At 65.6% G+C, this 7309-nt stretch carries 8 protein-coding genes; 1 reads left to right on the top strand and 7 read right to left on the bottom strand.

Features of this window, described 5'->3' with window-relative positions:
• Window positions 1–249 (bottom strand): helix-turn-helix domain-containing protein (locus tag H536_RS25110; RefSeq protein WP_024350074.1); only part of this gene is annotated, 249 nt, incomplete at its 3' end.
• A 265-nt stretch (window positions 250–514) separates the two neighbouring features.
• Here H536_RS25110 and H536_RS0108550 point away from each other — a divergent pair.
• Entirely contained in the window at window positions 515–1132 is a 618-nt protein-coding gene (locus H536_RS0108550) for a DUF6538 domain-containing protein (RefSeq protein WP_155898430.1), read from the top strand.
• Between the two features lie 391 nt (window positions 1133–1523).
• Here the strand turns inward: H536_RS0108550 and H536_RS0108545 are convergent, their stop codons facing one another.
• From H536_RS0108545 to H536_RS0108520, 6 genes are all read right to left on the bottom strand, one after another.
• Window positions 1524–2255, bottom strand: a complete 732-nt coding sequence (locus H536_RS0108545; RefSeq protein WP_024350072.1) for an AprI/Inh family metalloprotease inhibitor — start codon at window positions 2253–2255, stop codon at window positions 1524–1526.
• A gap of 119 nt (window positions 2256–2374) precedes the next feature.
• Window positions 2375–2752 (bottom strand): curli-like amyloid fiber formation chaperone CsgH, encoded by a 378-nt coding sequence (gene csgH, locus H536_RS23200; protein ID WP_155898429.1) that lies wholly within the window; start codon window positions 2750–2752, stop codon window positions 2375–2377.
• 8 nt (window positions 2753–2760) lie between these two features.
• Window positions 2761–3546, bottom strand: coding sequence for a hypothetical protein (locus H536_RS23195; RefSeq protein ID WP_024350070.1), 786 nt, complete (start codon window positions 3544–3546; stop codon window positions 2761–2763).
• 32 nt (window positions 3547–3578) lie between these two features.
• Complete coding sequence (locus tag H536_RS23190; RefSeq protein WP_162142654.1) at window positions 3579–4040, bottom strand: hypothetical protein; 462 nt, start codon at window positions 4038–4040, stop codon at window positions 3579–3581.
• A 163-nt stretch (window positions 4041–4203) separates the two neighbouring features.
• Complete coding sequence (locus tag H536_RS0108525; protein WP_162142653.1) at window positions 4204–5679, bottom strand: hypothetical protein; 1476 nt, start codon at window positions 5677–5679, stop codon at window positions 4204–4206.
• A gap of 159 nt (window positions 5680–5838) precedes the next feature.
• Window positions 5839–7260, bottom strand: coding sequence for a hypothetical protein (locus H536_RS0108520; protein ID WP_024350067.1), 1422 nt, complete (start codon window positions 7258–7260; stop codon window positions 5839–5841).
• Between the last annotated feature and the right edge of the window lie 49 nt (window positions 7261–7309).

Below are 7309 nucleotides of genomic sequence, written 5' to 3'. Positions count from 1 at the left end.
GATGACGAACTGGCGCAGGCGTCCGTCACTCTCGAGCACGGCATCCCGCCTCCTGCGCTCGATATAGGCTCCGTCGGCTACGACCGGCGAATAGTCGCCGCCTGGCAGCGCGTTGCGTTCCAGTTCGCGACTGATAGTCGACCGCGACCGGCCAAGGGTCTTGGCTATGCCCGCCTTCGAATGACCGGCCGCGAGGAGAATGGCAATCCGCTCTCTTTCGGCGGACGAAAGATGCTCGTAGCATGACATGGCAACACTCCCGAAAGGTCTGGAAACCAAGCCGATCCTACATCGGCTAGGGGGTGTTGCACCTCGCGCTGGAACTCAGGGGTCGTCCATATCCAAGAGCCAAGAGCCGAGCGAATCCAAGTCGTCCGGTTCCATTGGGCGCGCGAAGAGCGTCTCGGTCATGCGCTTGATCCGTTCCTGTTACGTTAGGTTACCACATATTCGGATCATTCGATCGCGCGTGACCTACCACTGAGTTTATCCTCCCCTTGGGCGTACCATTTCCTTGAAATGGTACTCCGGCCATCTGATAAATCAATCACTTACCGCCCTCATGCGCGGCTTGCTTGTCAGGCCGCTGCATAACATCATGTGCAACATGGCGGTTGAAGTGGCGATCTCGAATCATCTCACAAAGCGCAACGGCGTCTGGCAGTATGTCCGGCGCGTGCCTAAAGACCCGCGTGGAAGCTTTCCGCTCGCACGGAAATCCCTTCGGACGTCAGTCGAGCGACAGGCTCGCGAGGCAGCCCTCGACCTCGACCGCCTCTGGGATCGACGGTTTGCGGAAGCCCGCGAACGCATTGGCCTCGCCCGACGCGACGGTGATCTGTTTGCATTGAGTACCGACGATTGGGCGTGGCCAGACTGGGAGGCCCTCGCAGCCTGGTTCGAAGCCAGTCTTGCTGAGGAGGGTTGGCAGGCGCGCCTTTCGCAGATCACTGGGCACGCGTTGTCGACGAATGCCGAGCTGTCCCATATCCCTTGGAGGGACGCGCGCATCGTCCGCGACCACATCGACAGAGAAAAGCTCCTGAAGTCGCTGTCGGTGTCCGAGTATGGCGAGCGAAGTGCGAGCTTTGTGCGGGGCTACTGGGACAAAGAAGGCGCCGAGGCCGGTTGATATCGTCAAACTGAATGACGTCATACAGTCCCTGCCTTGGCCGTTCCTGCAAAACGTCCGCGCAGGCAATTCCGCTAGCGAGAGCGCACCGACGCAGGCGACGCGAGGGAGCAAGCCCTCAACAGCGCGCGATCGAGCGGCGCCGGTCCGCAAAGAACTCTGCGCAGGAGAAAGCGCACCAGTGTGAATGAATAGTCGAAGGCCGATCCAGGCTTTCGGCAACATGATGAGAGAAGCCCAAACGACCCCGTCGCCAGTCGGATCCCCTGACTGCAGCTTTAGTGCGTATGGTGTGGTGGGGGAGAAATATGGCGTTTTCTATGGTCGGTATATGGTCGTTATGACGACCTCATATTCGGCGAAGCAGCCCCTCTTGCTGCAATTGTGAGTGTCAGTTCACCATCTGGCACTGTCCGGCGAAGGTGAGGACCGGCCAGCGGCCCTGCCGGACCGCCTTCTGCGGGATCCAGCCGGTGTAGCTGGCGACCTGGGCCTTGCACCACAACCCGTCGGACGCCGTCGTGCACTGGTCGACGACGACGCAGGTGTTGGCCGGGATGGTGGAGACGATTGGGGCGTCGGGGCGGGCTTCCGCCCGGACATTGAGGCGCACGAGCACCGAGGCCTTGGCCGCTTCGCCGGGCGCGGCGGACTCGGGCTGCACGAAGTCCTCCGGCTTGGCGCAACTCGCGGTGTAGCCGTAGAAGACGCATTCCTCGTCGTTCACCGGCCGTGCCAGCGCGACCGCCGTCTCGCGGATGCGCTCGAAGACCAGCGCCTTGCCGGTCTCGGTGTCGCCGCTCATGCGGATCTGGTTGCCGCCCATGCGGGCCAGCACCTGATCGTCGGCGCCGAGCAGCGCGAGCTGCTTGCCGACGATGCCCCAGCCACCGATGCCGGCAAGGTCGCCGCCGCAATTGCGCGCCGTCAGCGCGTAATTGGCGCCCGACTTCTCGGACGCCAGCGACACGCGACAGGCGCCGCCGTCCGAATAGGCCGGATCCAGCGTCTGCCAGTCGCCGGAGAACGCGGCGACGAAGTCGCTTTCGCTCTGGGCCTTGGCCGCCGAATGGCCCGCCAGGGCCATGACGAGCGACAGCCCGGCAATATTCATGATGTTCATTCTTCCCCGTCCCCGTCCCTGGCCGTCTGACCGCGCTCTCTTGCGGCAGTCCGGCTTGTCCCTCGCGAAAACCGTCCGGCCGGAAGCGCTTCGGGCCGGACGGGTCGATCTCGTGTCCGCTACGGTGCCGTCTCGACGACGCTCCGCGCGATCGTCCGGCCGTCGACGCTCAGCACCAGTTCCACCGAGAGCGCGTCGCCCGCCGCCATGGACAGCCCGACCGTGGCCACGTCGGCACTCTCGCCCTTTTCGAGCGTGAAGCGCCCGCCCTGCGACGTCGAGGTGCGGCCGCCGCTGCCCGACCGCTCGATGGTCATCTTCGCGTCCACCGACAAAACCGAAAGCGCCACGGCCCGGCCGGTCATCCGCACGCCGTCGTCCGTCGGCTCCACCACGATCGCCGCGATCGCGCCCGGCTCGGCCGCCCGGCTCGCACCGCCGGTCACCAGCATGATCCCGGCGGCGAGGAGGGCCGTATGTCGTCCTGCCGCGCGCATCGCCGCACTCAGCGTGCGGTCTGGGTGACGGTCACGGCGCCGCGGGTCGCGACGCTGCCGAAGCCGGTCTGGGTCACCGTCACCGTGCCCGGCACGGTGGTGAAAACCTGGGCGCTGGTCCCCGGCGTCAGGTTGTTGCCGATCTGGGTGTAGACGACCGACGTGCCCGGCGGGGAGCCTTCGATGTTGAGCTCGTTGGTGTTGCCGCTGCCGAGCTGGACGACGGTGCCCTGCGTGCCGGCGCCGGCGTTGACGCTGCCGAGATTGCCGTTGCCGACCTGGATGACCGTCCCGTTGATGGCCTCGCCGCCGGTCAGGGTGCCGGAAAGCGGGCCCGTGACGTTGACCGTGGCATTGTTGCCGACGCCGTACTGGCCGACGAGCGCGTTGCTGCCGTTGAGGGCGTTGATGGTCGCGACGTTGGCTCCGTCGAGGTTGCCGACACGGGCCCCGCCCGGCTGGGTCGCCCCGACGGTCTGGCCGGTGTTGTTCTGGTAGAGATAGACCTCGCCGCCGTTCGCGACTGCATCTGCGCCGTCGTCGGTGACGGTGATCGTGGCGCGGTTGTTGCCGCCCAGCTGCGACGAGCTCTCGTCGAGGCTGAGAAGGCTTCCGAACCGACCGAGCGAGAGGCCGCCGACCGTGCTGCCGCTGGCTTGCGACTGGTCAACGAAGAGCGAGTTGCCCGTGCCGGTCTGCAGGATCGTCAGCGTGTTGTCCTCGGCGCTCGCCGGAACGACCGCGGACCACATGGCCAGGGCCGCGATGGCTGAGCCAAGAAGGGAGGGACGCATGCCGGAACCTTTCCGAATGCGAGATCCCTGCCTTAGCGGGACCTCTGGGTGATGCTGACATTGTTCCCCATCCCGGTCTGGGAGAAGGAGGCGAAGTTGTTGCCGCCGAACTGCTGGACGGCCGCCTGGTTGCCGATGCCCGAGATCGAGCCGACGATGGTGTTGCCGTCGCCCTGCTGCAGCATGGCGAAGAGATTGCTCGAGCCTATTACGTCGAGGCTCATCATGTTGCCCTGTCCGCGCTGCGTCAGCGTGCCCGGCATCAGGCCGGAGCTCAAGGCCGCACTGGTGAAGGTCGACCCCACCGGACCGCCATTGCGGTCGCCCGTCAGGCTGACGCGGACCTTGTTCGTCACGGCGGCGCTCAGCGGGACTTCCTGTAAGATGCTGAGGCCGTTGCCGCTGCCGGCGATCGTCAGTTCCGTAGCGTTCAGCGAATTCGGATCCGTCAGGATCACAAGAGAATTGTCGGCCGCGGCCGGAAAGGTCGTCAACAGGACCGCGACAGTGAGGCATGCACGCATCCGATACATCGAACTGCTCCGGGTTGATCTTACCCGGATTATGGCGCGCAAGCCTTAATAACATTTTTCGCCCACCTCTGGAATTTTGAGCAACAGCAGCATTTTCCGCACATCGGCGGCGCATTGTCGGCTTCTACTGCTGAATCACCAGGCCGTTCCCCTTTCCTCGCTGCGAAAAAGACGCAACGTTTGCAGTTCCCGCCTGGGTCACCACGGCCTGGTTCCCGGTGCCCGAGACGAGGCCGTAGATCCGGTTGTCCTGGTCCTTCTGCGAGAAGGCGAAGGCGTTCAGGTCGCCGGTGACGATGACGTCCACCGTGTTGAGCGTGCCGGCCTGCACGATGTCGCCGGGCTTCAGCCCCTCGGCGGTGGCCACCGCCAGGCGGTCGCCGGTGAAGCCGGTTACCTGCAGGGCGTTGTTGCTGTTGCCGCTGATCGAGACGACCGCGAGATTGCCGGTGCCGTTCTGCCTGAGGGCGGCCTGGTTGCGCTCCCCGGCGAAGTCCGCCGCGGCGGCGTTCGCCGTGCCGTCCTGCAGGAAGGTGAAGCTGTTGTCGTCGCCGATCTGCCGGACCGCCATCTCGTTCTCGTCACCCGACACGGTGCCGGTCGCGCCGTTGCCGTCGCCTTCCTGCGAGACGCCGTAGAGGTTCCCGGTGCTGTCGTCGGAGGTGACGTAGCTGACGCTGTTGTCGTCGCCGATCTGCAAGATCATGGCCTGGTAGACGGCCGCGGCGTTGCGGATGATGCTGAAATTGTCGGTGGCGCCGTTGCCGCCATTGTCGCTGCCGGCGAGCGTCAGGGTGACCCTGTTGCCGGAGATCCCGACGCCGTCGTTGTTCTGCAGGATCTGCGCGACCTGGTTGCGCGAGCCGCTCTGCAGCAGTTCCAAGCGGTTGAGGATGCCGCTCTGCTCGACGCTGAGGACGGCGTTGTCGAGGCCGTTGGACTGCTCGATCCCGGCGGCGTTCTCGGTGCCGATCTGCCGGACCGTCCCGATCTGCTGGCCGGCCTGGGTCTGGAGGATGCCGGCGTCGTTGCCGGCGCCGTTCTGCAGGACGGTCACCACGGTGTTGTCGCCGGCGATGTTGCCGGTCTGCGTGATGGCGACGCGGTTGGTGACCCGTTCGTCCGGTCCGGCCGCGGTGTTGGTCTGGATCACCTGCCCGACCGACTGGGCGCCGGCCAGCGAGGACTGGCGCAGCACCAGCTCGTTCGAGGCGGCGCCGGCGGCGCTGAAGGCGGCGAGCGCCTGCTGCTGGATCGCCTCGATCGCCGTGCTGGCGAAGCCGAAGAAGGGCGTGTCCTGGATGATGTCGATGACGTTGCGGTTGCCGAGCTGGCCGGTGCCGGTGGCGACCAGCCCGAGGCTTGGCCGCACGCCCGTACGGGTGTTGGTGGCGACGGAATTGTTCGATCCGGTCTGCCGGATGGTGATCTGGTTGTCGCGGCCGTCCTGGCCGAGCGGCAAGCCGTCCGTCGGGCCGCCGACGACGTTGCCGTTGCCGTCCTGCTCGATGGCGATCGCGTTGGTGTTGCCGGTCTGGCCGATGAAGACGGAGTTGTCGCCGGCGGTCTGGGCGCTGGCGGCAGCAAGCGGAACAAGCATGGCGGACGCGATCAGCATCAAACCGGGTAAAGGCCGTCGGACCATTTTACGTCTCCTGCCACTGTGATGCGATCGACCGTCTCGACCGCCTTCGGATCGAATGGCGGGGCGGCCGGATGCACGCATCCAGCCGCCCCAACCGGTTTCTCGTCGCCTGGCTTACTGCCGGACGCCGATGTTGTTGAAGCTGCCGTTCTGGGTGAAGGTCGCCATGTCGCCACCCGACTGCGAGACGACGGCCTGGTTGTTGCTGCCCATGATCGTGCCGTTGATCGTGTTGTTGGAAGACGACTGGCGCATCGAGAACAGGTTGTTGTCGGACGGCGAACCGACCGCGCCCACCTTCAGCTCCATCGTGTTGTTGCTGCCGCCCTGCTCCAGGTAGCCCGGGGTCCGGTTGAAGAAGATCGACCCTGCATCGCCGGTGAAGCCGCCGAGCGACGTCGCGTTGTTGCCGGAACCGACTAGCGAAACGACCAGCGAGGACGTTGCATTGCCGTTCTGCGTCTGGGTGATGCCAAGCCGGTTGTTGCTGCCGTCGATGTCGATGTCGGCAGATACCCGCGCCGAGGCGCCGCTGTTGGTCGTCTGGTTCAGGCCGACGTCGTTACCCGACCCCGTGATGGTGACGATCGCGTCGTCGCGCAGTGCCTGGCCGATGCCGATGTTCTGGCCGACCGCGAGCTGGTTGTCGGAGCCCGTGACCGAGGCCGTCAGACCCGCCGTCCCGGTCTGGATGAAGCCATAGGCATTGTCGTTGCCGTTGATGGTGACGTCGAGGCCGTTGGAGCCGGTCTGCCGAACGACGCTGCGCTCGAGTCCGGCCACGACGAAGCGCGAGTCCATGCCGAGGCCGGCCGCGAAGCCGGTGCCGAAGCCCGTCTGCCCGTTGTCGGAGCCCAGGATCTCGAGGCTCGCCTGGTTGCCTGCGGCAAAGCCCGTGGAATTCTGCGCCGCGACGTAGGTGCGGTTGCGATCGCCCACCGTCGAGATGGTCAGCGTGTTGTTGCCGCCGTTCTGGTAGATGCCGCTCTCCGTCTCGTTTTGGCTGCTCCGCGGCAGCGCACGGTACTGGCTGCGACCGACGAGGTTCTGGCTGCCGGTCTGGGTGACCGACACGCTGTTGCCGTCGCTCGACTGGGAAATCGATGTGACGCCGTTGAAGCTGCCGGTCTGGCTCACAGTCGCGCCGTTGTCGTTCCCGATCTGCTTGAGCTGGAAGACGCGGTTCCGGTCGCCGTCCTGGCGGATCGTGGCGGTGTTGTCGTCTCCCTGCTGCAGGAAGCCGGCGTAATCATTGTCGACAGCGTCCACCGAACCGGCGCCGACGAAGTTCTGCCGGCCGCCCCGGATGTCGTCCGCGATCTGCTCGATCCGCAGCGTGTTGTCGTCGCCGTCCTGAGTGATGGCGTGATCGCTGGAGCCGGCGACGTTGCTGCCGACGCCGCTCTGAAGGACGAGGCCAGTGTTGTCCTGGCCCGACTGCAGGGTGAAAGCGTCGTTGTCGTCGGCGAAGGCGATGCTGGCGCCGAGGGCGAGGATGGACGCCGAGAGCAGCGTCGCCTTGAGGGACTTCTTCATGATCTTTTCCTTTGCTGGCGAGGGCATCGGCCTGACCGCTGTCGCGGTT

The organism is Aurantimonas coralicida DSM 14790, assembly GCF_000421645.1.
GTDB lineage: Bacteria > Pseudomonadota > Alphaproteobacteria > Rhizobiales > Rhizobiaceae > Aurantimonas > Aurantimonas coralicida.
This window is presented reverse-complemented; position numbering and strand designations above follow the sequence as displayed.

What these genes read in the sequence shown, in the direction of transcription:
- H536_RS0108545 (WP_024350072.1), bottom strand. Translation starts at nt 2,255, where the DNA reads ATGAACATCATGAATATTGCCGGGCTGTCGCTCGTCATGGCCCTGGCG.
- csgH (WP_155898429.1), bottom strand. Translation starts at nt 2,752, where the DNA reads ATGCGCGCGGCAGGACGACATACGGCCCTCCTCGCCGCCGGGATCATG.
- H536_RS23195 (WP_024350070.1), bottom strand. Translation starts at nt 3,546, where the DNA reads ATGCGTCCCTCCCTTCTTGGCTCAGCCATCGCGGCCCTGGCCATGTGG.
- H536_RS0108525 (WP_162142653.1), bottom strand. Translation starts at nt 5,679, where the DNA reads ATGCTTGTTCCGCTTGCTGCCGCCAGCGCCCAGACCGCCGGCGACAAC.
- H536_RS0108520 (WP_024350067.1), bottom strand. Translation starts at nt 7,260, where the DNA reads ATGAAGAAGTCCCTCAAGGCGACGCTGCTCTCGGCGTCCATCCTCGCC.